Source organism: Olleya sp. KKT75 (assembly GCF_055635485.1).
Map to the genome: position 1 here is coordinate 3068366 of NZ_CM145759.1, position 23915 is coordinate 3092280.

Sequence of the window (23915 nt, forward strand, 5' to 3'; positions counted from 1 at the left end):
GACCAATGAGTCAACCTAAAGTTTGAGTGAGTCAACTAATACTTTTAACAAGGCTACAACATATTGGTTAACCAAACTGATTAAACTATTATGAAATCTTGTTGTTGTACACCGAAAAACATTAATTTTCTTTGTTTATAAAAGCATAACTAGTTATCTTAAAGAAATAAACCCTACTTAATGCCATTTAAACTTCCTCTATATTTATTCGTTTTTATAATCTCCTCTTTCAGTTTTGCCCAAAATTCTGACCCTAATCCCGCTACTGATGTCTCTAAAACAAAGGAGAATACTACACTAAAAAAAATAGATTCTTTAGGCTGGGCTGCCTTTATGGAAGGGCGTTATTCTGATTCTTTTAAAACACATGCAGAATTATTAGATAAAGCAAAACAAGCGGATAACGATTATTTTATACAAAAAGCTAATTCTAGATTAGGCTATGATTTTTTAGAGCAGCATGATACCATAAGTGCCGAAAAAAGTATCACTAAAGCTATGGAATATGCAATAAAAATTAAAGATGACCGATCGTTAGGCGAGTGTTATATGGTTCTTTCTTTTATATATTTTATAAAAGGAGATGCGGTTAAAATACGTAAGGCTTTTGATTATATGGATAAGACTGTAGCGCTTAATATAAAAATGAAAGACACTATTAATTTGACTAATACGTATTACAATTATTTAAATAATGCTATAAAAGTTAACTATCTAGATAAAGGTGAAGCTATTGTAACAAAAATTAATGAAGTACTACCTAAAATGGCTGTATCCAGAGATAGTTTGTTTTACTTAGACTACATTCCTTTAGCTGCCACATTTTACAACTTAAAAAAAGATTATAAACAAGCTACAAAATATATTATTCCATATTTAGACGACCCTAATTTTAAAAAAGAACGTTTTACAATTAATATGGCTAATCTTTATAAAGAATATAGTTATGCTTTAGAAGGATTAAAAGACTATAAAGAGGCTTTATATTATACTAGGTTATATGATTCTTTAAAAACATTTAATTTTAATAAACAAAAAACAAGAGAAGCCTCTGTAATAACAGCGGAGTTCAAGGTTAATGAATATAAAGAAAACGCTTTAAAATCAGAGTTTGAATCGCAGTTAAAAACAGAGAAAATCAAGAATAAAAGCAACATGAATTATGGTTTAATTATCGGTACCATTGTCTCTTTGTTTTTTTTAACACATTTTTATTTAACCTCTAAAAGGCGTAAAAAACTAGTACAAGAAGTTAATATAAAAAATCAAGAATATTTAAAAGCAAAGGAAGAAGCAGAGCAATTATCTAAATCTAAAAGCGCCTTTTTTTCTACTGTTAGTCACGAGCTACGGACACCACTTTATGGAGTAATTGGATTGAGTACAATTTTATTAGAAGATGAATCTTTAGATAAACATAAAGAGGATCTTAATGTTTTAAAATTTTCGGCAGACTATTTACTAGCACTTATTAATGATGTTTTGGAAATTAGTAAAATAGACTCTAATAAAATCGAAAACGCTAAAAAAACGTTTAACATTCGTAATTATATAACAGCCATTTGTGCGTCTTTTGAATACATGCTAATTCAGAATAAAAATGAAATTAAAATTAATATTTCGGATAACACACCAACATTAATTCACGGAGATTCTATTCATTTATCACGAATTTTAATGAATTTGATAGGAAACGCGTGTAAGTTTACTGAAGATGGTATTATAAGTATCGACCTAATAACAACGCCTTCAAAGGATGGAATATTGGCTATTAAATTTAAAATTAGCGATACAGGTATTGGTGTTCCAAAAAATAAACAAAAAACTATTTTTGAAGAATTTACACAAGCTAATTCTGCTAATTATAACTATCAAGGGACTGGATTAGGTCTACCTATTGTATCTAAACTTCTTAAATTTTTAGATTCTGATATTCATCTTGAAAGTGATTTAGGAAAAGGGGCATTGTTTTACTTTACCTTGAAATATGAGACTGTTAATGAAGGTACTTTAGCTGATAATCAAGCATTAATGGTATTTGATTACACGTTATTAAAAGACAAAAAGATATTAATTGTTGATGATAACCGTATTAATCAAATTGTGACTAAAAAGATGTTGGACAAAGAGGATGTTATTTGCGCTGTAGCTAGTAACGGGGATGATGCGATTGCTATGATTAAAACTAATGCTTATGACGCTGTTTTAATGGATATTAATATGCCTGGAAAAGATGGTATCGAAACTACTAAAGAAATTCGTCAATTTAATACAACACTACCAATTATAGCTTTAACCGCGGTAGAAATTGAGGAAGCCAGATCTATAATTTTTAATAGCGGAATGACTGATTTTGTAGTAAAACCTTATGATGTCAAAAAGTTTAAACAAGTTATAATTAAGCATATTATAAACGCTTAAAAACACCTATCTGTAATACATAAAGGCCATTACCAAGGGACTACAAAACATTTTGTTAATTCCCCATTAGGGAATTTTAACCATAATAAAGGCGCATATTTTTCGGTTTCGTAAATGGTTAATTGTGGGGTGATTTGCTCTAAAGTTTGCCAATTGACATTAACATCTAAATCTAATAACCAATCTGTCTTTTCAGGTTTAAAAAACTTACAGTTAGAAAACTCAGGTAACGCTTTGTAATTAAAATAAAACCCATAAATACAGTCGTTATTTATGGTTTTAAAAGTAACAGAGGTTCCGTAAGGCACAAAAATTTGCGCTTTAAAATAGATTTGTTGTTTTACGGTATTGCTTTCTAAATTTAACGACTCCAATACTGGTTTAGTCGCAGGATTAAAGAGTAGGGGAAGCTGTTTTATTTTTAGTTTATTCAGTTTTTCTAATAACGAGTCACGACGCATCGGTCCAATTAAACAATCAATTTCTTTAGGACCTAAAGTAGCATCATATAAGTAGTATTTAAACTGTATTTCTAGATGAAATGGCACCGTTTCATCAAGATATAAGCAGTCCAATTCGCCTATAGTATGGTTTACATTTTCTTGGATTTGTATGTTTTCTGCTATAACCTGAATGGATTCAAACTGATTTAACTCTTCAAACACAAATTGCTCGACACGCTGCCCTAGTCTTATGGTAGGCCTGACATCACGATTAAACACAAACGTTTTATCTAATTGTTTTACAAAGGGTTGTATTCCGAAAATTTCAGAATAAAATAAATGGGGTGTATTATAAAAGCCACTAAATTGGGCTTGAAAAAGATCTGAATTATGACTCATAGTAAGGTGTAAAAGTAGACATAATAATTTTTTTTACATATTATTCGTTGAAACCCTTTAATTCGTTGTATTTTTGCACATCTTAAAATCTAAAAATTTACACTTAATTAATGTCTGTTAAAACCCTAGAATTACAAGAACGCACAGAAGGAAAAAGTCTTTATAGCTACCAAAAAGGGGCTATTGATAAGATTTTTAAATGTTTTGAAGAAGCACAAGAAGATTATCACTTGTTATACCAATTACCAACGGGTGGTGGTAAGACGGTAATTTTCTCTGAAATTGTTAGACAATATTTAAAGACGCATAAAAAGCAAGTGCTTGTTATGACGCACCGTATTGAGCTTTGTAGACAAACGTCTAAAATGCTTACCGAGTTTGGTGTAAGTAATAAAATTGTAGATAGTAAAGCAGATTTAAGTGATCAAGGTGATTTTAATTGCTTTGTGGCAATGGTAGAAACACTTAATAACCGTTTGACGGATAACAAACTAGATATTTCAGACATAGGTTTAGTTATTATTGATGAAGCGCATTATAACAGTTTTACTAAGTTATTTAAGTTTTTTGAGAAATCGTTTATCCTTGGGGTAACAGCAACACCTTTAAGTAGTAATATTAACCTTCCAATGAAGGATAACTATAACGAACTTATTGTTGGAGAAACAATCCACTCTTTAATTGCTAATGAGTTTTTGGCTCGTGCCGAAATTTTCTCTTATAACGTAGGATTAACTTCTTTAGTTGTTGGAGCAAACGGTGATTATACCGTAAAATCTTCTGAAGATTTGTATACCAATACAGACATGTTAACTAAGCTTATCCAAGCTTATGAAGAACGTTGTAAAGGTAAAAAAACACTAATATTTAATAACGGTATTAATACCTCTTTACACGTGTATGACACGTTTAAACGTGGTGGTTATCCCGTAGCACATTTAGATAATAACAATACAAAAAAGGAACGTAAAGCCATCCTAAAATGGTTTAAAGAAACACCGGATGCCATTTTAACGTCTGTAAGTATTTTAACTACTGGTTTTGATGAGCCTACAGTAGATTGTATTATGCTTAACAGAGCAACCAAATCATTAACATTGTATTACCAAATGATTGGTCGTGGATCACGTATCTTAAAAGATAAAAACAAGTTTGTTGTTATAGATTTAGGTAACAACCTACACCGTTTTGGACCATGGGGAAGTGATTTAGATTGGCATAAAATATTCCGTTCTCCAAATTATTACTTAGATGGAATTTTAAGTGATGAAGAGCTTGAGAATAACTTTAGATATGAAATGCCGGACGAGTTGCGTGAGCAATTCAAAAAGTCTGAGCAGGTGTATTTTGATATTAAAAAATGCTATATTGATAGTATTAGAGCAGGAGAAAGCTCTAAAGTAGTATTAGAACGTTCTATCCAACACCATGCACATATTTGTACAGAAAACAGTGAGGATCTTTGGGATGCATTAGCATTAGCTAAGCTTTTAGGAGACGATATAGATTACCGTATTTCGCGTTATACAAAGTGTATTAGTAAAAGTACTTATAACTTTGTAGAATGGTTAAAAGACGATTACCGTAAAAAATTAAATGCGTATTTACGTACTAATTTTGATCAGGTTTTTGAAGAGATCAATGGTTTTCCACCAGAAGAATAAAATACATTTGACAGTATTCAGTCGCAGTTTGCAGTTGCTTACTTTTGTAAATACATTAAAATAACTATAGACTAATTACTATTAATTATGACTTTTAAAGATCTAGGTTTAGATAAAAACTATATAAAATCACTAAAGGAATTAGGTATTAAAACACCTACAGATATCCAGGCACAAGCCATACCAACGTTACTAAAAAAGTCAACTGATTTTATCGGATTGGCGCAAACAGGAACTGGTAAAACCGCTGCTTTTGGATTACCTTTATTACATAAAATAAACCCTAAAAAGGATACAGTACAGGCTTTAATTATTGCACCAACCAGAGAGTTAGTACAACAAATTAAAAAGCAACTGTTTAAGTATATCAAATATAACGATACTAAAATCTTCTTAGAAGGTGTTTATGGTGGCGAAAAAATTGATATTCAACTTAAAAATGTAGCTAGAACAACACATATTATTGTGGCTACTCCTGGTCGTTTAGTAGATTTGGTTAATCGTGGAGCAGTAAAATTAACAGATGTTAAAACTATTGTTTTAGATGAAGCTGATGAAATGCTAAGCATGGGTTTTAAAAACGATTTAACAACAATCTTAAGTTCTGTAGCAGATCCAAAAAACACGTGGTTATTTAGTGCTACGATGTCTGACGATTTAAAAGAGATTGTTAAGCGTTATATCGCAGATGAAGCAGTACGTTTAGAAATAGACAGAAGTAGCATTGTTAATCAAAATATATCTCACTTTTTTGTTGAAACCTCAGTACACGAAAAAGCATCGGCTTTAATCCGATTATTAGAAGAAAGAGAAGACCAACGTGGTATTATATTTACTAAAACTAAGGCTGGTGCGCAAGCATTAAGACACCAATTAGAAACCGAAGGGTTTAATGTTGGTGCTTTAGAAGGAGATATGCAACAAAGAGAACGTGATAAAGTAATGCGTGCGTTTAAAAATACGACGTTACAATTATTAATATCTACAGATGTGTCTGCAAGAGGAATAGATGTAAATGATTTAGCTTTTGTAATGCACCACCAATTACCAGAACATATTGAGTATTACACGCACAGAAGTGGACGTACAGCAAGAGCTGGTAAAAAAGGAGAATCTATTGCGTTGATTTTAAGTAGTGAGCGTAATGACCTTAAAAAGGTAGAATCTACTTTAGGGATCAAATTCAAACAATTATCGGTGTAAGTATAGTAACCGGATTATAAAATAATCAAAACACGCTAACTACAGGTTTTATATAACCATAGTTAGCGTGTTTTTTTGTTTAAAATCTTTAAAACAGCTTCGCGTTTAAGGCAAATCCTCCGGGTTGTTATTTTTTCATATAATAATTGCACTAAACTTTTCTGCTTCACCAAAAACTAAAGCATAAAAAAAGCAACTCGAATAGAGTTGCTTTTTTTATCAATTATAATGCTACTAATGGGCATTCATTTTTCCTTTACGTTTAGAAAGTTGTCTTTCTAATTGGCTAACAACCTCACTAACACTTTTATGTAGTGTGTCTTTACTTTCTTCAGCATATAATCTTGGTCCAGGAGCACTTAATCTAATTCCCGCAATTTTCCCAGATTTATCGTCACTTGTATTTTCTAATTTAAAAAATACGTCCGCACGTACTATAAATTCGTATTTATTAAACAATTTTTGGATTTTTTCTGCAGTAAATTGCTCTAACTCTTCACTTGCTTTTACCTTATCATATTCAAAATTAATATCCATATTCTTAAATTTTATATTTACTTAAAGATACTAAAAATAGGTTTCCTTTTAACATATTTATTAAAATTTTAAGACAAAAAATTAATGGCTATCTTTAGGGCACAATCAAATAAAACTATAAGTAATGCGTACAATTAAATCTTTAATTCTACTAACTGGTTTAGCTTTAGTCTCTTGTGGAGACTCTGGTACTTCAGGAGTAGAGAAGACTGCCGATTTTAAAATCGATTATGAAAAATTTACACTCGATAATGGTTTAGAAGTAATCCTTCATGAAGACCATTCTGATCCAATAGTTGCTGTAGCAACCCTGATGCACGTTGGTTCTAACCGTGAAAAACCAGGTAAAACAGGCTTTGCTCACTTTTTTGAGCACATGTCTTTTAATGATTCCGAAAACGTTCCGGTAGGTGCCAATCGTAAAATGATTCCAGAATGGGGTGGAAGTCGTAATGGAGGGACTTCTAATGACTATACTGTGTATTATGAAGTGGTACCAAAGGATGCTTTTGAAAAAATTATGTGGATTGATTCAGACCGTTTTGGTTACATGATTAATACAGTAACAGAGGCTGCTCTAGAACGTGAAAAGCAAGTGGTTAAAAACGAAAAACGTCAACGTGTCGATAACGCAGCTTATGGTTACACGGATGAGATTATTAGAAAAAACTTATATCCTCAAGGACATCCATACAATTGGACTGTAATTGGTGCATTACCAGATTTACAAGCTGCAACTGTTGCTGATGTCAAAGAGTTTTACAAACAGTATTATGGTGCTAAAAACGCCTCTCTAGTAATTGCTGGAGATATTGACATTGCCGAAACTAAAAAACTAGTGGCGCAGTGGTTTGGAGAAATCCCTAGCGGACCAGATGTAGAAGAGCAAAATATAGCACCTGTGGTTTTAGAAAACACAAAATCGTTATATTTTGAAGACAACTTTGCCAAGTTACCTGAGGTACGTATGGTATACCCAACAGTAAAAAATTATGATGCTGATAGTTATGCTTTAGATATTTTAGGCGAATTGCTAAGTGGTAGTAAAAAATCACCTTTATATAATGTATTAGTCGAAGAACAAAAACTAGCACCGCGTGTTGGAACCTACCAAAACAGTAGTGAGTTGGCTGGAGAGTTTGTTTTTAGAGTACGTGCTAATGTAGGGACGGACTTAGATCAAGTTAAAGCCGCTATAGATGCTGGTTTAACTAAATTTGAAACTAATGGAGTTAATACAGACGATTTAAAGCGTATCAAGGCCGAACTTGAAACAGGTTTATACCAAGGGGTTAGTACTGTTTTAAACAAAGCATTCCAGTTAGTACAGGATAATGAGTTTAACGGTGATCCTAGTTTTATTACAGAACGTGCTAAGTTAACCAATGCAGTTACTGCTGCGGATGTAATGCGTGTGTATAACAAGTATATTAAAGGTCAAAACTATGTTATGACAAGTGTAGTACCAAAAGGGCAATTAGACCTAGCTATTGCAGATAGTAAGGAAGCAACCGTTTGGATTGAAGAAGTTAAAAAGGATGTTGCCAATGAAGAAGTAAGTCAAGGTGAAGAAGCAGTTTACGAAAAAACACCTAGCAAACATGATAGAAGCGAACCTGGATTTGGAAAATTACCAGTCTTTAAATCACCAACCATTTGGAAAGGCGATTTAGATAACGGAATGGCATTATATGGTATCGAAAACAATGAGGTGCCATTAGTACAATTTGACATTACTATTCCTGGTGGTCAGTTATTAGATCCTAAAGGAAAAGAAGGGGTTGCTAACCTATTTAGCGATTTAATGATGCAGGGTACAAAATCTAAAACAGCAGCAGATTTAGAGGAAGCAATTGGTTTACTTGGTGCTAGTATCAATATGTATAGTGCCAATGAAGATTTTCATATTACGGGATCGTGTTTAACAAAAAACTTAGACGAGACTATTAAGCTAGTTAAAGAGATTATTTTAGAACCTCGTTGGGATGCTAAAGAGTTTACAAGATTAAAACAAGCTCTAGAAACAGGTTTAAAAGGTAGCGAAGCAAATCCTAATGCCATAGCTTCTAACGTCTTTAATCAATTAATATATGGTGAAAGTCATCGTTTCGGAATTAATGGCTCTGGTACTTTAAAGAGTACTGCAGCGATAACTATGGACGATTTAAAAGCGTATTACAAAAACTTATCACCAAAAGCGGCAACATTCCATATTGCAGGTGCCATTAATAAAGCGCAAACTATTAGTGCTTTAAGTCCTTTAAAAGCATGGCAAGGTGACGCAGTTACTTTACCAAAAATGGATGTTAAGGATAACGGAACAGGAGGGACATTATACTTTGTAGATGTACCAGATGCTAAACAATCAGTAGTTTATATTGGTAAATTAGCGTTATCAGGAACAGATAAAAACGCAAACAACCTTGATTTTGCTAACGAAATTTTAGGAGGTGGTTCTAGCGGAAAATTATTCCAAACCTTAAGAATTGGAAAAGGGTATACTTATGGTGCCTATTCTAGTATTGCTTCACGTCAAGCAGTTAGTCCATTTGCAATCAGATCTAGTGTCCGCGCCAATGCAACTCTAAAATCGTTAGAGATTATTAAAGACATGGTAACAAATTACAAAGACGATTTTACTGATACTGAAGTAGAATTAACAAAGAATAAAATCTTGAAAGGAAACACCAGAGCTTACGAAAGTTTAGGTGCACAATTAAGTATTTTAAGAGAGATTAGTAAGTATAATAAAGCGGATAACTTTTTGGGTAACGATCAAGACGAGTTAATAAATATGACTTTAGCGGATTATAAAGCTATTATTGACCAATATTTAAACGAGTCGGAAATGGTTTATTTAATTGTTGGTGATAAAGCCACTCAATTTGAAGAAGTAAAACAATTAGGGAAACCTGTTGTACAACTTGATATTTATGGAAATAAGATCTAACGTCTATTACCTAATATAGTGCTTTAAAGCCCAACAGTTATGTTGGGCTTTTTTGTGCACTTTAACCACTTAAATGTGAATCTTATAACGGTCTCCTAAAATTGTATAATGCAATTACTGCGGGTTGTTGCCATCTTTGTAAAACAGAATAGTAACCCTTTAAAACATAAATTATGAAACTAATAAGTATTATAATCAGTCTGTTTTTTGCATCAACAATAGTTATAAATTCAGACCATACAAAAACAAAAAAAGATAGAGGAGAGGTGACCAAACAAGTACGATATGATGGTTATGATGGCCGACTATTTTACTTTACAGATATAAAAGATAATATGATTATTATCGAAGATCTAAAAGCTAGTAATGTCTTAGATGCTTATAATTTAGATATCAATTTACATGTTGGTGATGCCTTTAATTTAAAATTGAAAAACACCACAGAAGATAATATTTACAGCGAAATTGAAGTTATTTCCATTAACATCTTAAACCAATAATAACATGAAACATTTAAAATATATAATAATAGCATTAGTCATATTTAGTTGTCAAAATGCCATTAAAGCGCAAGTTCCGGATGTGGTTCAAACTGCTTTTGAAAACAAATATCCAGGCGAAACTGATCCTGATTGGGAAGTTGACGCACATAATAACTACGAAGCGCACTTTAAGAAAAAAGGCGAAAAGTATCGTGCAGATTTTAGTCCAAACGGACAATGGATTGAAACGGAATCTAGTATTAAAAAAGACGAATTACCAAAAGCAATCAGAACCGTTATTAAAAACAAATTTGGTAGCGAAGATATTACTGAAATCGAATTTGTACAAAGCGCATCTAAAGGTACTTTTTATGATGTCGAATTTAAACAAAAAGGAAAAAACAAGGATGTCGAGTTTAGAGCCAATGGTAACATAATAAATTAAATAGCACATATTTTAAAAGCCCAACATAATTGTTGGGCTTTTTTATGCTTTTTATTTAAGTAACTTTAAATTATTGAAAACACACAACAATGTCATGTTTCTTATAAATTGAATATTCTGTACCATTGTGCAATTGTTTTCAAATACGCGATTTATGAAGCAGTAGTATTTTTAGCATATTTTGCATTTTATAGAATAGTTATTCAAACCGAAAGAATAAGAGTAAAAGATATGTTGTTAAAAAGTCTATTTTACATAATATAAATTATAGAACATTTTATAACAATTAGCGAAATAGCGCTTTTGGGCGATATTTGACATAATTGCAGATATAATGTCGCAGACTTATATCGATAGTAATTATGTCAAGCTAATTGTGGCTTTGTTAGAATAATTTAGATGTGTAGTTTGTTAAATGCTATTTTATAAAATAACTTTAGCCTTTAGAATTTCTATTAATTCTTTAGAACCATATTTATAGATATCATTAATGTTAAGTACAGTTATTTTATTATAATAAGTATTACCAAAAGTGTCTTTAATTGCTTGTAAATGCTTGTTTTCCATAACAATCACATCATCAGCTAAATCTAATTGTTCTTTACATATGTAGTTTGTCCCAAGCTTATTACAGGTGTTTCTGTTAGTTCCAGCCGAATCAAAAGATAAGTTTGGATACTGTGTGCTAAAATAATCTTCGGCAGTTTTTGATCTATCCTTATTGGCAGAACATATAAATAGTATGTTTTTCATGTTTACAGTTAAGATACTTTTTTTATAATACCATAAATCACGTTGTCATCCCCTTTTTCATAAGCTTTATACAAATAGGTGTTTTTATCCAAAATTTCAATGATTTCAACATAAATGAGTCTTCCTATTTTGTGTTTATCCTTTGCTAAGGGCTGTTTAAGTGTTTTTAAAGTATAAATATAATCTTTAATCCATTCAATTTTATAGACTTGTCGTTGGTCTTTATCTGGACTTTTTTCAATTTGTCTATGCTTTCTTCTAATAATTTTGGTATTAGAATATGCTGGATTTTGATACTTAAATTCACCTTCATGAAATACTTTACATTTTACTTTATCGGACGCTTGTAATTCCGCAGTTTTATATTTTAAATTCACAAAATAATAAACAGATTGCCAACATTGGTTTACCATTTTCATTGGATAAATTAACGTTCCATCTTTAAAATGTTGCAGACAACCTTGTTTCCAAGGTTCGTTATTATATGTGGTTTTCTCCTTATTTATTTCGATATTATAACGCTGGCCAGATTCATTAACGCAGTAATCAATAACGACAACAGCTACTTTATCAATATCATCAACAAACGTTTGAGAAAATGTAATTTGTACAAATCCTAAGAGGATTATTATATTTAGATGTCTTAAAAATCTCATTATTTGTAAATTATTAACCTTTGTATAAAAACGTACTGCTCCTCTCCCACTTTGTAATTAGAAACTTAAAGCAAGGATTATATAACCTCTCATTCCTTTTTACTTTTTTTAGCCTTCTCTAAGGATACTTTAAAATCGTCTATGTTTCCATGTAATTTTATATTGAGGTAGCGTACTTTTTTGTTAGGGTCTAGTTCTATAATTTCGTCATCCTCAATATCTCCTGCTTCACCATTATTATTTTTATTAGCAAATAGTTTGTAACGTGCTGCCTTCTTTACTGTTTTCCATGGGATTCTTACATAATATTCGATATTATGATCGCTATCTTGTGTTCCTGACAGCTCCATATGTCCCAACGTAGACTCAATAGTCATGTTAGGTATTGTTATGCGTCCATTAGTAATATCTAAATGATTTCTGAGGGTATCAAATTTTATGTTTTTAAGATTTTTATCACCCATATAATCTGATAACATAGAGATGGGATCGTAATTTTGTAATTTACCATTAAGTACTTCTACATCCATATGAATTTCTGATTGATCCAAATCTGGAACAAAATCTGGATAAATTCTAATTTTTCCTTTTATCCGAGAGGATACGGTACCTTTTAAATTTTCTGACACTAAATGATCTTGGCCAAAGTTTTCAAACTTAAACAGTAGTTTATCTATATCTACATTTTCAGCCACTAAATCTGGCTTCATGTAAATATGTTTTGGGTCACTACCATTAAAATAGCCTGACATTTTAAAGTTACCTCCAGCCGCATCCATAGCAAATGTATCCACATGGATATAATGATTTTGTGTAGTACGAAAATTTGCATTAATATTTTGCAAATCAATACGATGATATATAAAATGAACTACATTTACATCAAATGTCATATCTGTAAATGGAAGTTGATAGAGATTAAAAGCATCTGCATGCGCTTTAACATCTGCAGTTTCTGTTTCTATTTTAGTTGTTGTTATTGGAGTGGTTGCTGACGGTGATGTATTAAAATTAAAAAGTTGATCAAAATCTATGTAATTTGCTTTTAATGCAAGGTAATTGTCTCGTTTTTTTATAGCCACATCATTTCCTAGATAATAGTTAAGGTCTACACCAAAAACAGTTCTACCTATTTTACCATTAAAATTTTGAATGACCAGGTGGTCATCTTCATAATGAAAACGCCCTTTAAAATTTTGAAATCGTAAAGGATGCAAATGCATTTTAGTATTAAGCTTATCAAGATCTAGATCTATGGAATGTAATGCTGAATCTTTATAATGCATACTAGAGTTAACATGTAAGACTAGTTTCTCGAACTCTTCGTGACGATAGTCTTTAGGGACATAATTCTCGCCCTGATATGAAAATATGTCTTCTAAGCGTAATAAATCGGATGTTAACGTAATGTCCAAATCTACATCTCCATTAAGTTGGTCTTGCATCCAAAAGCCATAATTATAGACTTGACCATTAAAATGAAAATCTGAATCGTCAATAAAACCAGTGAAATCTACAATTTTGAGGTCTTTTTCGCCAATAAGAAAATCAACATGAAAATCATGTAATTTATGCGGGTAATGTTTAAGTTGCGCGTGAAGACTATCTATAAAAAAGGCTCCTTGTGGTAAGTATTGAGATTCTGTAAAACCCTTAGCGGAAGATTTAAACGAGAATCCCGTGCTAAAATTTTTAATCTGTTCATCTATTCCTGTACTGTCTATTGCAGAATATCGCGTAAGCTCTGCAATATCAAGGACATTAGAGGTAATATCTAAATGCGCATTTACAGGCGTGTTAGTGTGATGTATAACAGCAGGAAGGTCTGATAAATATCCTGTTATGGATACATCGGATTTACCCATTACCATATCAAATTGATCAAGTGTTGCTTTTTTACCATTAATTATAAGGTGCGCATTAAGTTGTTTTAATGGTGCAGGAAGCGTTGCAGATGACACACTTAGATTGGTTACTTTCAGCTCTGTAAAATACGCTTGATTAAGTGTACTGAGTGCAAGATCTGGCTGATCTATATCAATAATATCATGAAAATTCATTTCTAATGCAACATTTCCAGAAGCGTTTTCTATGTCTGTAATGTTAAGAAAACTAGCCATAAATTCTAAATTAAAATCAACATGTAATTGCATATTAACTTCCGGTTCTTCAAAATTTTCAACAACAAGATTACCTAAAAACGTTCCTGTTTCTAATTTGGCGGTCATATCTGTTAACGAGAATTTTGTTGTACGTAAATTGCGTGCTTCTCCATTGGTAAAATGGCCACTAAACCCCATATTGTCCACGCGTTTACCCTTGTCTGTGTTTTCAAGAAAAGCCTCATTAGCACCAAAATGCACATCAAAAAAGGGCATTTGTTGGTTCAGTGTAGGACCTTTAACAATAGCGTTAAAATAGATGTTTCCTGCATTACTGTAACGTTCTAGTACAGGAATAACATCTTCTGGTGCAAAAGCAATTAGCATATCAAAATTTGGCTTGGTTCCTTTTATAGCAAGGTCAAGGTCTACATCATTTTTAGTGTCTATAGTGCCTTCTATCTCAAAATCACCGTGTTCCATTTTAATACCAGAAGGGTTAACGGTAAGCAATCCTGTGTTTTGATTGAGTTTGAGGTCTGTATGAAGTTCAAAATGTTTGTGACGGATATAAGTGGTGTCTCCATTATCAATCAAATTCATTTCAAATTTTGTGTCTATATGTCCAGAAATCAGTTGATTATTTATATTAAACCCACCTTTACCCTCGTGAATAAACGTTTCTAGATCTGTATTTTCGGTTTCATCCTTTTTATGAATATCTAGATTACGTAACTTAATACGCTCTAGCTGAATATTTACAAAGTCGTCACTTTTTGATTCTGTTTCCTCAAAAGAGTCTAAAGCATTTTGAAGATTGATTGTTCCATCTTTATGTATCACAACATCAAAAAATCCTTCTTCTATAATAAGGGACCTAATAGTATAGTTTCCATTTATAATATCCCATATATTAAAACCCGTATAGATATCAGAAACATCTAGTATTGGTGCTACAGTAGCGTCTTTAGTTTCATAAATCTTTACATCATCTACCTTAAAAGAAATATCAGGAAAGTTGTTAAAAAGGGACAAATGACTGTCGCCAATCGTAATCAAACCTTTGTGCTGCTTATTTAAAACAGCAATTTCATTTTGAATAATATGGTCTTGTTCTGAATAAATATATAATACCACGGTACTAAAAATAAGTATTGGTAAAAAGATTATAATAGCAATAAATCGCCACCAGAATTTTCGTTTTTTTAAAAATTTAAACTTCATGCTATTTGTTGGGAATGCAGTTAATTCTGACAACTTAGGTATTATAATAAAAGGAGTAATATAATAAATATACTTACTAAACAACGACTGATATTTTAATTATTACTATAGTTATTGCATCTCTAATTTGAAAGTAAAGCCAATTATTAGATACAGATTATCATATAAATATATCAAACAATGAAAAAAGCACTCACCATAGTATTACTAGTAATAGCATATTCTGTAAACGCACAAACAATAGATTATAATACTAAAAAAGGTTTTATAGCGGATGGATATGGTGTGGTTTCGTATTTTAATAATACCGTTCAAGTAGGAAACAACAACTATGTAGCGACACATGATGGTGTAAACTATAAATTTTCATCTCAAACCAATTTAGACACATTTAATGCCAATCCAATGCAATATGTCCCCCAATACGGAGGTTATTTTGCTTATGCCATTACTATAAAAAATAAAAAAGTATCTATCGATCCAGAGACTTTTAAAATAAGAGACGGAAAACTATATCTTTTTTATAATTCTAGGATAAACAATACGCTTGAAACTTGGCTAGAAGAATCTACTGATACTTTAAAAATAAAAGCCGATAATAATTGGAAAAAGTTAAAATAACGCATTTTTTTTATGCATTTAATCACGTAATGATAAATAGTAAAACTTTTTTGTTTAAACATTTTAACAAAGAATTAAACAAAATAATTAGTTTACAATGAGAAACCTGAAGTATCTTTGATAAAAAAATATAATATTATGAAAAAATTTATCACACTTTCGATTGTCGCTGGAATTGTCTTTGTTTTTACGGCATTTACTAGTTTAAATTCTTCTACAGAAAATTCTTCTATTAAAAATGAAGTATTTAATACTGACAAAACAATTGTTGCTATTGCAGCTGGTAATGAAAAATTTACAACCTTAGTAGCTGCCGTAAAAGCTGCCGAATTAGTAGAAACGCTTAATAGTGAAGGTCCCTTTACTGTTTTTGCTCCAATAAATGATGCATTTGCAAAACTTCCTGAAGGTACTGTAGCATCTTTGCTTAAAGCAGAAAATAAAGAAACATTAACCTCTATTCTTACTTACCACGTAGTCTCTGGTAAATTTATGGCTGCAGATGTTATAAAAGCTATAAACGCTAACAATGGAGAATTTAAAATAGCAACGGTTCAAGGAGGAATTTTAACTGCATCACTAAGTGGTGCTAATGTTATACTTACAGATGCTAAAGGAAATAAATCAACAATAGTTATAGCTGATGTAGATGCTTCCAATGGTGTTATTCATGCAATTGATACAGTAGTTATGCCATAACTATTAGCTTGACAATTGGCTAGTTTTTAGCAGAAAATCCATTTCAATTAGAGATGGATTTTTTATAGACAATAATAATTATAAGTCTATATTTTTATTAATAGAAATACCACTTAAAACTTAACATTATGTTTGGATTATTTAAAAAGAAATCAGAAAAAGACAAGTTGTACGATCAATATCAAAAACTAACTAAAGAAGCACATAGTTTATCTTCTACTAACAGAAAACTAAGTGATCAAAAGGTTTATGAAGCTGAAGAGATTATGAAAAAATTAGAGCAGTTAAAATAACAAATAGCAGGCTTAAAAATGGCTTTGTAATACCTCTAACATCAAAACAAGCACTTACACTGTTACTAAAAAAAATAAAAATGAAAGAAATAATTTTAAAATGGTATCCTGTAATTTTGGCCTTTCTATGTTTACTGTATTCAGTAGGATTGGGACTGTTCGGAATGACCGCTGAAGCTCAATATTCGGCACACTGGCCTGGAACAATATTATTGTTTGCAATAGCAATTAGACAAAGAAGAAAATCATGAATATCTCATTTTTTATAATTGGAGGTGTAATATTTGCGACGTACATGTTTTTAACATTTTACAATATTTTCTACTCTAACAAGAAGCAAAAGGAAGAGAACTATCCTAATTTAAATCAAAATTTAAATGAAGAAGAAAACAGGCAACTAAAATAAAAGATAAGGTGATTGTCAGATTGAGGTCAGTAGCAATTAACGTCAATTATATGCTGTTGTAATTTTAAATTTAATATGAATAAACAAGATTATAAAATACATATTATAGGTGCTGGAATAAGCGGATTAATAGCTTCTAAAGTATTGGAAGATAATGGATACAAATCAACTATAATTGAAGCAACAGATCGTGTTGGAGGACGAGTAAAAACAGATATTATTGATGGTTATCAATTGGATCATGGGTTTCAAGTCCTACTTACAGCTTACCCAAGTGCTCAAAAATATTTAAATATTGAAGCTTTAGAGTTACAACATTTTTTACCTGGCGCTACTGTTTTTAGTAACGGAACCAAAAAGACTATTGGAGACCCTTTAAGAAACATGACCTTACTTTTTCCGACTTTATTTTCGGGTATTGGAACATTACAAGACAAGTTTAAAATACTGAAGTTAAATAGTCTATTAAAAAATGCAGCATTGACTGAAATTTTTGATAAAACAGAACAAACAACGCTTCAATATTTAACAGATTTTGGATTTTCTGAAGATATGATTGCTCGGTTTTTTAAACCATTTTTTAGTGGTATCTTTTTAGAGCCTAATCTAGAAACATCAAGTAGAATGTTTGAATTTGTTTACAAAATGTTTGGTGAAGGTTTTGCTGCATTACCAAAAGACGGCATTGAAGCGATACCAAAGCAACTAAAAGGCAATTTAAAACAAACGACTTTTAAATTTGACACCAAAGTAAAGTCTGTGGAGGATGGTAAAATTATACTTGAAGATAATACCAAATTAACAAGTGATTTTACAATTATAGCTACTGACGCTAGCAAACTTACTGGTCGTAATAAACAGCCAAAGGTTAAATGGAAATCTTGCGATACATTATATTTTGAAACAGATATTAGAGTGATAGACAAACCGCTTATTGGACTTATTGTAGACAATGATGCGCTAATTAACAACATATTTTACCACACTAGCATACCATCTAACGCAGTTAATAAAAAGGAATTATTATCTGTTACTGTAGTAAAAACGCACGGTTTAAATTCTGAATCATTAATAATGCGTGTTAAACAAGAATTGATGCAGTATTGTAAAATAGATACTAGCACTTGTTTAAAACATTATGCGATAGCACATGCATTACCAAAATTAGAGGGTTTGAAGTATGACATGTTACCGGCGGATACAAAATTTAGTGATCGTGTGTTCCTTGCTGGTGATACCCAACTAAATGGTTCTTTAAATGCTGCAATGCTTTCAGGAGAAAAAGCAGCATTACAAATTATACAAACAATAGACGTTAGACTATAAAAGGACTGTTAAATACAGTACATTCAAAATAAATTTAATTACACTTACTTTAAAAATTAATTCAATGGACTATTTAATAAACATAATCAAAATTGCAATCGCACTTAGTATTCTAAACGTGTGGTTATTTAGGTTTAATAAATCTACAGCATGGCGTGGAAATAATGCTGATACTATGGCTGATGAATTTAAGGCTTATGGATTACCTAAATGGGTAATGCTGTGTGTTGGTACTTTAAAGGTGCTGTTTTCAATAGGTCTTTTAGTCTCATTTTATTATAATCAATTGGAAATACCGTCAGCATTAGGTATTATAGTCTTAATGTTTGGAGCCATTTTAATGCACCTAAAAATAGGTGATCCTATAAAAAAATCTTTACCTGCTTTTATATTTTTGTCGCTATCTTTAATAGTAGCTTTAGTACAATAATTAACTATAGATAGCTAGAAAATGGACAAATAAGTAACCGTTTAAAATCATAAAGACAAAAGATGGTAAAGATAAAATAATTGAATCTTTAATTTTTAGTCTTACCATAAATCCTAAAAGCATTTGAATAGTTAATCCTCCAGTGGCTATAATACCTACAAGGGGACTTATAAAACTTAGAAGAAGTGCAACCCCTGCGATAATTTGTAAAACTCCTGTTATTTTTCGTTGGGTGTCACTTAATTTAAAACGTACAAATTCCAACTTCATTTTATCTAAAAACAAACATCCGTATCCATAAAACAAAAATGATATTGCTAAGAAAATGATTAAAATAATGTGATAGATTTTCAAATGGAAATGAATTAATACTAGATTACAGTTAATAGATTATTTAAGATATATAGCATGTAAGACATAACTGAAAGCCTTGCTATATTAGTGTTACTAGTATTTAATTTTTGGGCTTTTAAAACAAATCTTAGATAGGTTTTAAACATAAGATTTAGTCATAGAGATTTAAACCTTAGCTTGGTATTGTTTTAATAATTCTATTGAAGTATAGTCTAACGCCTTTTGAAGTGTGCTTTCTAGTACAACAGGAGGTGCGACACCGTCTTTTTCCGCTTGTAACCATCGTGAGATACATAAACACCATTTTGATCCTGCGACAAGTCCCGGGAATTGCCAATGCGGTATTGGCGTACTTAAATCGTTGCCTCTTGATTTTGTATACGCTAAGAATTCGGTTGTCATTATTGCACTAATAATATGTGTTCCTGAATCTTCCGACATTGTTCTACAATAGCCATCCCTAAAATACCCTGTTGCAGGATTTGTACAACAGGGTTTTAATTCTGTACCTAATACATTTAGTTCCGTCATCTAAAAAGCTGATTCAGGTCTACCTATTAAGCGCTTTTCAATTTTTTTCTTCTTAGCAGTTAAACGTTTCATGATATCCATTAAACTTGTATCCTTTGATTTTTTGTAAATCTCGTTTAATGCTAATATTAGACGCTTTGCTTCTCTTGATGCAACCACTCTATCACTTGTAGACATATGGCTCATTTTTGCATGTTCAAATTCTAATGCTTCGTTTATTAATTCCATTGCTTTCGTGTTTTGTTTATTCTTTAACAAAGATAATTAAACAAAGCTCGTATTCAAATAATTAACAATTGATTATGCTTATTTTAAGATTGGCTTGAGCTATGCAAAAAACAAAAAATAGCGCTATTCTTTGTTTTATTTCTCCATGGTAGAAATAAAAGAAGATTTATTCCGAAACTGTATTACAACTTCAAACTTAATAATACATTCTAAAATCGAGTAGTTTGCATAGTTTGTAATGTCTTTGATGCAGCTCTTCCACTACATCTAACATATTATCGTCTTCTTTAAATAAATTAAAGAATGCGATGTCAAGATTAGAGCTAGTTACTCCTTGACTTTCATATCCGTAGCCAGAAACTGCTTTTGCGCCAGTTATATCTAAAAAGTATTGGGCTTCTTCTTCGTCTAAATCTGTGACTTTAGCATTTGAGAAATGTAAAATTTTACCTTCTAAACGCCCTTCAAAAAGTTCAGCAATTTCTTGTAGACTGTAGTAATAGTCATTTAAACAAATGCTATTAGCTTCTCCTTCTATAACTAAATAAATTATTTCGTAGTCTTTAAAATTATGATCATCCAAGACCAATGCATCTAAACTAGATTCTAATCCTTCAATAGTATCGCAGGTATTATAAATACTGGCAACGCCATATTGCAATGTTAGTTGTTCTAGCTTTTTTTGTGCTTCTGTAACCTGATCAATTTCTATATCTTCCACTGCTTCTAGACAGTAAATAAAATAATCTGTATCTATTAATTCTACTTGTGGTAATTGCTGTGTTTTCTCTAACAAATCTTAGTATTTATGCGTAAAATATCAATTGCAAAAATACTGCAAAACTTTTATTTTTTTTAAGGATATTAGTTAAAACACAGGTAAATTATCAGCAGCTTTTAATGTTTAAAAGCTATACTAGTACAATAGTATTTAATTTTTTCTAAATGGTGTTGTGTTTTTCTTTACAACCATTAATGTTATTATTACAAGCTATTGATTATAGCTTGTAATTTTTATTTTTCTGATTTCTTTTTTAATATTTTAAACATAATTGTGATCTATTAATTTTAAATTACAAAGACACAAAAATATTTAACTAACTATATGTATAGCTAAATAAAAGTATATAATAATAATAATAATCTATTTGACTAAACGCAATCTCGTTTAACGTTATCTGTTTGTTTACTCCAACCGTTAACAACCAGTAATTTTTCTATAAAGAAAACCAATAGTTTCACTTTTTAACCTAACTTTTTACAGTAGTAAAAATCTAAAGTAATTATTAAAGTTCACCTTCATTTTATCAATATTTTTAAAAAAATTAAAAGATAGAAATCGATGAACTATTAAGTTTATGGCATAATTATAGCTATACTAGAATGATAGATCAAAAAAAATAAAATAGATTTATTTAAAACAAACTTCGTAATTTAGTAAAATGAAAAAATCAAATACAATGTATAAAAATATAGTAATGGCTGCAACTTTTATATTGTTTATAGCTAGTACCGCTTCAAGTCAAGAGCAAACGTCACTACAGGATTCTGAGTTTAAAACCACTAAAGCTTTTTTGCAAGGTGATTATATATCTAATTGTGATGTAGATCAAATTACATTACAAGTCAAAAAAACGGAAGAAAAAGGGTTGCATTTAGTACAGATTGTTAACGGTAATGAAATAATTTGGATGCGTACTTCAGAAACTTCTTATGTTAGAGAAGAAGGCGACGATTATACAATAACTTTTGATAAATCTCAAGCAATTTTGCGTTATACTAATTATGAAGGTGAATTGTGCGAATGGATCAAAATGTAGATTTTAATTAAATAACTGTTTAATATAGTTAAAAAGCCACTCAATTTTATTAAATAAACTGAGTGGCTTTTTTATGAAATAAATCTAATTGTTAACGTCTTAGAGTAAAATGACCTGTAATAGTTTCGCTTGAAAACAACTGTATCTCGTACCAGTAATCATTTTGTGGTAATAACTGATTATTATAGGTACCATTCCAAGAAAACGGAGCACTATTTATAGTTTTTAATAATTTCCCAAAACGATTATAGATATATACAACCTCTATTTTAAGTACCGATCCTTGAATTTCCCATTGATCATGGACAGTATCATTATTTGGCGTAAAATATTTAGGAATTATCATCGTAGAATTGGACACTAAGCGACTTACTGTTGTAAACTGTTGTTCTGCACAACTTAAAGCTTCTCCGTTGTCGTTATACGGTATAATTAATACAAATATGTCTGTTTGTTCGGGTAAGTCTAAAGCTAAATCAATAGTTGTTTCTGATCCGACATCTTCATTGTTTAAAATATCAGTTCCTCCCGAGGTTGTCCCAATAGATATTAAATATCCTGTGGCATTATTGGCCGAGCTCCAAGTAATATTTGTTGAAATAGAGACATCTACTGCTCCATTACTTGGACTTATTAAGTTACTGCAACTAGGCAAATTTGGTAACGTTTCGGTTGTAAAGATTTCTTCTACACAACTATTTGCTAAACCAACAACATTATAAGGTGTTATAGTTACATAAAGCACTGTGCTATTAGGAAAATTGTCAATTGGCGTGTAACTTAAAACATTACCAACATCTTCAGAATTCACTATATCTGTTCCCCCTGATGTTGTTCCTATCGATAATAAATAACCGGTGGCATTAGAACTTGCATCCCAAGATAATATAGCAGTTGCTAATACGTTGGAATCTCCATTGCTTGGCGCATTTAAGTTTGTGCAAATGGGTAGATTTAGCTGCGATTCGGTTGTAAAACTTTCTTCTACACAACCATTTGCTAAACCAACAACGTTATAAGGAGTTATATTTACATAAAGTACTGTGTTGTCAGGAAAATTGTCAAGCGGCGTGTAGCTTAAAACATTACCAACATCTTCAGAATTTAATATATCCGTTCCGCCCGATGTTGTTCCTATAGATAATAAATAACCTGTAGCTTCTGTAATAGCATTCCAACTTAAACTCGCAGTTATTGATACATTTGTATCATCGTTCACTGGTGCACTTAAATTAGTACAACCTAAAGTGGTTGAACTACCTGTAGTAAACATATCATCTCCACAAACTGTACCCAAACCTAAATGATTATATGAAGTTATAGTAACATATATTTCTGTGTTTTCTGGTAAATCAAAAGGAGGATTAAATGTATTTACATTTCCCACGTCTACAGCAACCATAATATCAGAATCTCCAGTAGATGTACCTAAACCAATAGTGTAACCTACTGTACTTGTACTCTCATCCCAACTAATATTAGTATCTACTGGGACATTCATTGCGTTATATACAGGAAAGGTAACATTAGAGCACCCTGCATCGTCATTAACAAAAAAACTTTCTTCTGAACATCCCGTTGCTAATCCTTCTGAATTGTATGGGATAATAGTTACATATACTTGCTCTCCTAAAGGAAATTGAATAGGAGAGTTAAAAGCATTAAAATCTACATCTACCATATTTGCTATATCTGTAGCGCCAGGAGATGTACCTACCGAGACTAAATAGCCTGTTGCATTCTCAATAGAAATCCAAGTAAAAGCATTGTCAGTTAAATAACCAGATAATGCTGTACACTCTGGCAACGTGTTTATTATTGTTGTTTTATCTAATTCTTGATCTTTTAATGATAACTTATTTCTGGAAGATTGATTGATAAATAATGCGAGTAATATAAAATAAAGGTAAAATGTAATTTTCAATGTG

General features: G+C 31.1%; 23 protein-coding genes. 13 read left to right on the top strand and 10 right to left on the bottom strand.

What is annotated here, in order from left to right; genetic code table 11:
* The first annotated feature begins 180 nt into the window (after nucleotides 1–180).
* Complete coding sequence (locus ACZ2G2_RS13700) at nucleotides 181–2421, top strand: response regulator (protein WP_470392738.1); 2241 nt, start codon at nucleotides 181–183, stop codon at nucleotides 2419–2421.
* Between the two features lie 29 nt (nucleotides 2422–2450).
* Here the strand turns inward: ACZ2G2_RS13700 and ACZ2G2_RS13705 are convergent, their stop codons facing one another.
* Nucleotides 2451–3263, bottom strand: a complete 813-nt coding sequence (locus tag ACZ2G2_RS13705) for a DUF1853 family protein (protein WP_470392739.1) — start codon at nucleotides 3261–3263, stop codon at nucleotides 2451–2453.
* 110 nt (nucleotides 3264–3373) lie between these two features.
* On the opposite strand from ACZ2G2_RS13705, the gene ACZ2G2_RS13710 reads away from it, so the two are divergent.
* On the top strand, nucleotides 3374–4927 hold the full coding sequence (locus tag ACZ2G2_RS13710; protein WP_101203525.1) for a DEAD/DEAH box helicase: 1554 nt from the start codon (nucleotides 3374–3376) through the stop codon (nucleotides 4925–4927).
* 84 nt (nucleotides 4928–5011) lie between these two features.
* Nucleotides 5012–6130 (top strand): DEAD/DEAH box helicase, encoded by a 1119-nt coding sequence (locus ACZ2G2_RS13715; RefSeq protein WP_470394915.1) that lies wholly within the window; start codon nucleotides 5012–5014, stop codon nucleotides 6128–6130.
* 234 nt (nucleotides 6131–6364) lie between these two features.
* On the opposite strand, the gene hpf is transcribed toward ACZ2G2_RS13715, so the two are convergent.
* A complete protein-coding gene (gene hpf / locus ACZ2G2_RS13720; protein WP_470392741.1) occupies nucleotides 6365–6667 on the bottom strand; it encodes a ribosome hibernation-promoting factor, HPF/YfiA family in 303 nt (100 codons plus the stop codon).
* Between the two features lie 124 nt (nucleotides 6668–6791).
* Between hpf and ACZ2G2_RS13725 the strand changes: the two genes are divergently transcribed.
* From ACZ2G2_RS13725 to ACZ2G2_RS13735, 3 genes are all read left to right on the top strand, one after another.
* The gene (locus ACZ2G2_RS13725; protein WP_470392743.1) at nucleotides 6792–9617 is read left to right on the top strand and encodes a M16 family metallopeptidase; all 2826 of its coding nucleotides are present in this window, start codon (nucleotides 6792–6794) and stop codon (nucleotides 9615–9617) included.
* 173 nt (nucleotides 9618–9790) lie between these two features.
* On the top strand, nucleotides 9791–10117 hold the full coding sequence (locus ACZ2G2_RS13730) for a hypothetical protein (protein ID WP_470392745.1): 327 nt from the start codon (nucleotides 9791–9793) through the stop codon (nucleotides 10115–10117).
* Nucleotides 10118–10121: 4 nt separating this feature from the next.
* Entirely contained in the window at nucleotides 10122–10544 is a 423-nt protein-coding gene (locus ACZ2G2_RS13735) for a PepSY-like domain-containing protein (protein ID WP_470392747.1), read from the top strand.
* 423 nt (nucleotides 10545–10967) lie between these two features.
* Here the strand turns inward: ACZ2G2_RS13735 and ACZ2G2_RS13740 are convergent, their stop codons facing one another.
* From ACZ2G2_RS13740 to ACZ2G2_RS13750, 3 genes are all read right to left on the bottom strand, one after another.
* Complete coding sequence (locus ACZ2G2_RS13740) at nucleotides 10968–11297, bottom strand: low molecular weight phosphatase family protein (protein WP_470392749.1); 330 nt, start codon at nucleotides 11295–11297, stop codon at nucleotides 10968–10970.
* 8 nt (nucleotides 11298–11305) lie between these two features.
* Complete coding sequence (locus ACZ2G2_RS13745; protein WP_470392751.1) at nucleotides 11306–11953, bottom strand: hypothetical protein; 648 nt, start codon at nucleotides 11951–11953, stop codon at nucleotides 11306–11308.
* An 89-nt stretch (nucleotides 11954–12042) separates the two neighbouring features.
* A complete protein-coding gene (locus tag ACZ2G2_RS13750; RefSeq protein ID WP_470392752.1) occupies nucleotides 12043–15279 on the bottom strand; it encodes an AsmA-like C-terminal region-containing protein in 3237 nt (1078 codons plus the stop codon).
* A 180-nt stretch (nucleotides 15280–15459) separates the two neighbouring features.
* Here ACZ2G2_RS13750 and ACZ2G2_RS13755 point away from each other — a divergent pair, with 180 nt between their 5' ends.
* The 6 genes from ACZ2G2_RS13755 to ACZ2G2_RS13780 all read left to right on the top strand — a co-directional run bounded on the left by ACZ2G2_RS13755 (nucleotide 15460) and on the right by ACZ2G2_RS13780 (nucleotide 19054).
* Nucleotides 15460–15900: a YHS domain-containing (seleno)protein gene (locus tag ACZ2G2_RS13755; RefSeq protein WP_470392754.1), complete on the top strand. Its 441-nt coding sequence runs from the start codon at nucleotides 15460–15462 to the stop codon at nucleotides 15898–15900.
* Nucleotides 15901–16038: 138 nt separating this feature from the next.
* Complete coding sequence (locus tag ACZ2G2_RS13760) at nucleotides 16039–16599, top strand: fasciclin domain-containing protein (protein WP_470392756.1); 561 nt, start codon at nucleotides 16039–16041, stop codon at nucleotides 16597–16599.
* A gap of 128 nt (nucleotides 16600–16727) precedes the next feature.
* Nucleotides 16728–16892, top strand: a complete 165-nt coding sequence (locus tag ACZ2G2_RS13765) for a Lacal_2735 family protein (protein ID WP_157823435.1) — start codon at nucleotides 16728–16730, stop codon at nucleotides 16890–16892.
* Between the two features lie 247 nt (nucleotides 16893–17139).
* Complete coding sequence (locus tag ACZ2G2_RS13770; protein ID WP_272022584.1) at nucleotides 17140–17298, top strand: hypothetical protein; 159 nt, start codon at nucleotides 17140–17142, stop codon at nucleotides 17296–17298.
* A 75-nt stretch (nucleotides 17299–17373) separates the two neighbouring features.
* A complete protein-coding gene (locus tag ACZ2G2_RS13775) occupies nucleotides 17374–18624 on the top strand; it encodes an NAD(P)/FAD-dependent oxidoreductase (protein WP_470392759.1) in 1251 nt (416 codons plus the stop codon).
* 64 nt (nucleotides 18625–18688) lie between these two features.
* Complete coding sequence (locus ACZ2G2_RS13780) at nucleotides 18689–19054, top strand: DoxX family protein (protein ID WP_470392761.1); 366 nt, start codon at nucleotides 18689–18691, stop codon at nucleotides 19052–19054.
* Here ACZ2G2_RS13780 and ACZ2G2_RS13785 read toward each other — a convergent pair whose 3' ends face one another.
* The 4 genes from ACZ2G2_RS13785 to ACZ2G2_RS13800 all read right to left on the bottom strand — a co-directional run bounded on the left by ACZ2G2_RS13785 (nucleotide 19055) and on the right by ACZ2G2_RS13800 (nucleotide 20963).
* Nucleotides 19055–19408: a DoxX family protein gene (locus tag ACZ2G2_RS13785; protein ID WP_470392763.1), complete on the bottom strand. Its 354-nt coding sequence runs from the start codon at nucleotides 19406–19408 to the stop codon at nucleotides 19055–19057.
* A 165-nt stretch (nucleotides 19409–19573) separates the two neighbouring features.
* Nucleotides 19574–19939 carry a DUF2237 family protein gene (locus ACZ2G2_RS13790; RefSeq protein WP_470392765.1) on the bottom strand — a complete coding sequence of 122 codons (366 nt, stop codon included), beginning with the start codon at nucleotides 19937–19939 and terminating at the stop codon, nucleotides 19574–19576.
* Entirely contained in the window at nucleotides 19940–20167 is a 228-nt protein-coding gene (locus ACZ2G2_RS13795; protein ID WP_090840810.1) for a hypothetical protein, read from the bottom strand. It abuts the gene before it with no gap.
* Nucleotides 20168–20363: 196 nt separating this feature from the next.
* Entirely contained in the window at nucleotides 20364–20963 is a 600-nt protein-coding gene (locus ACZ2G2_RS13800) for a DUF6642 family protein (RefSeq protein ID WP_090840812.1), read from the bottom strand.
* 664 nt (nucleotides 20964–21627) lie between these two features.
* Between ACZ2G2_RS13800 and ACZ2G2_RS13805 the strand changes: the two genes are divergently transcribed.
* Complete coding sequence (locus ACZ2G2_RS13805; protein WP_470392768.1) at nucleotides 21628–21987, top strand: hypothetical protein; 360 nt, start codon at nucleotides 21628–21630, stop codon at nucleotides 21985–21987.
* Nucleotides 21988–22078: 91 nt separating this feature from the next.
* On the opposite strand, the gene ACZ2G2_RS13810 is transcribed toward ACZ2G2_RS13805, so the two are convergent.
* Nucleotides 22079–23911: a T9SS type B sorting domain-containing protein gene (locus tag ACZ2G2_RS13810; RefSeq protein WP_470392770.1), complete on the bottom strand. Its 1833-nt coding sequence runs from the start codon at nucleotides 23909–23911 to the stop codon at nucleotides 22079–22081.
* Nucleotides 23912–23915 lie beyond the last annotated feature (4 nt).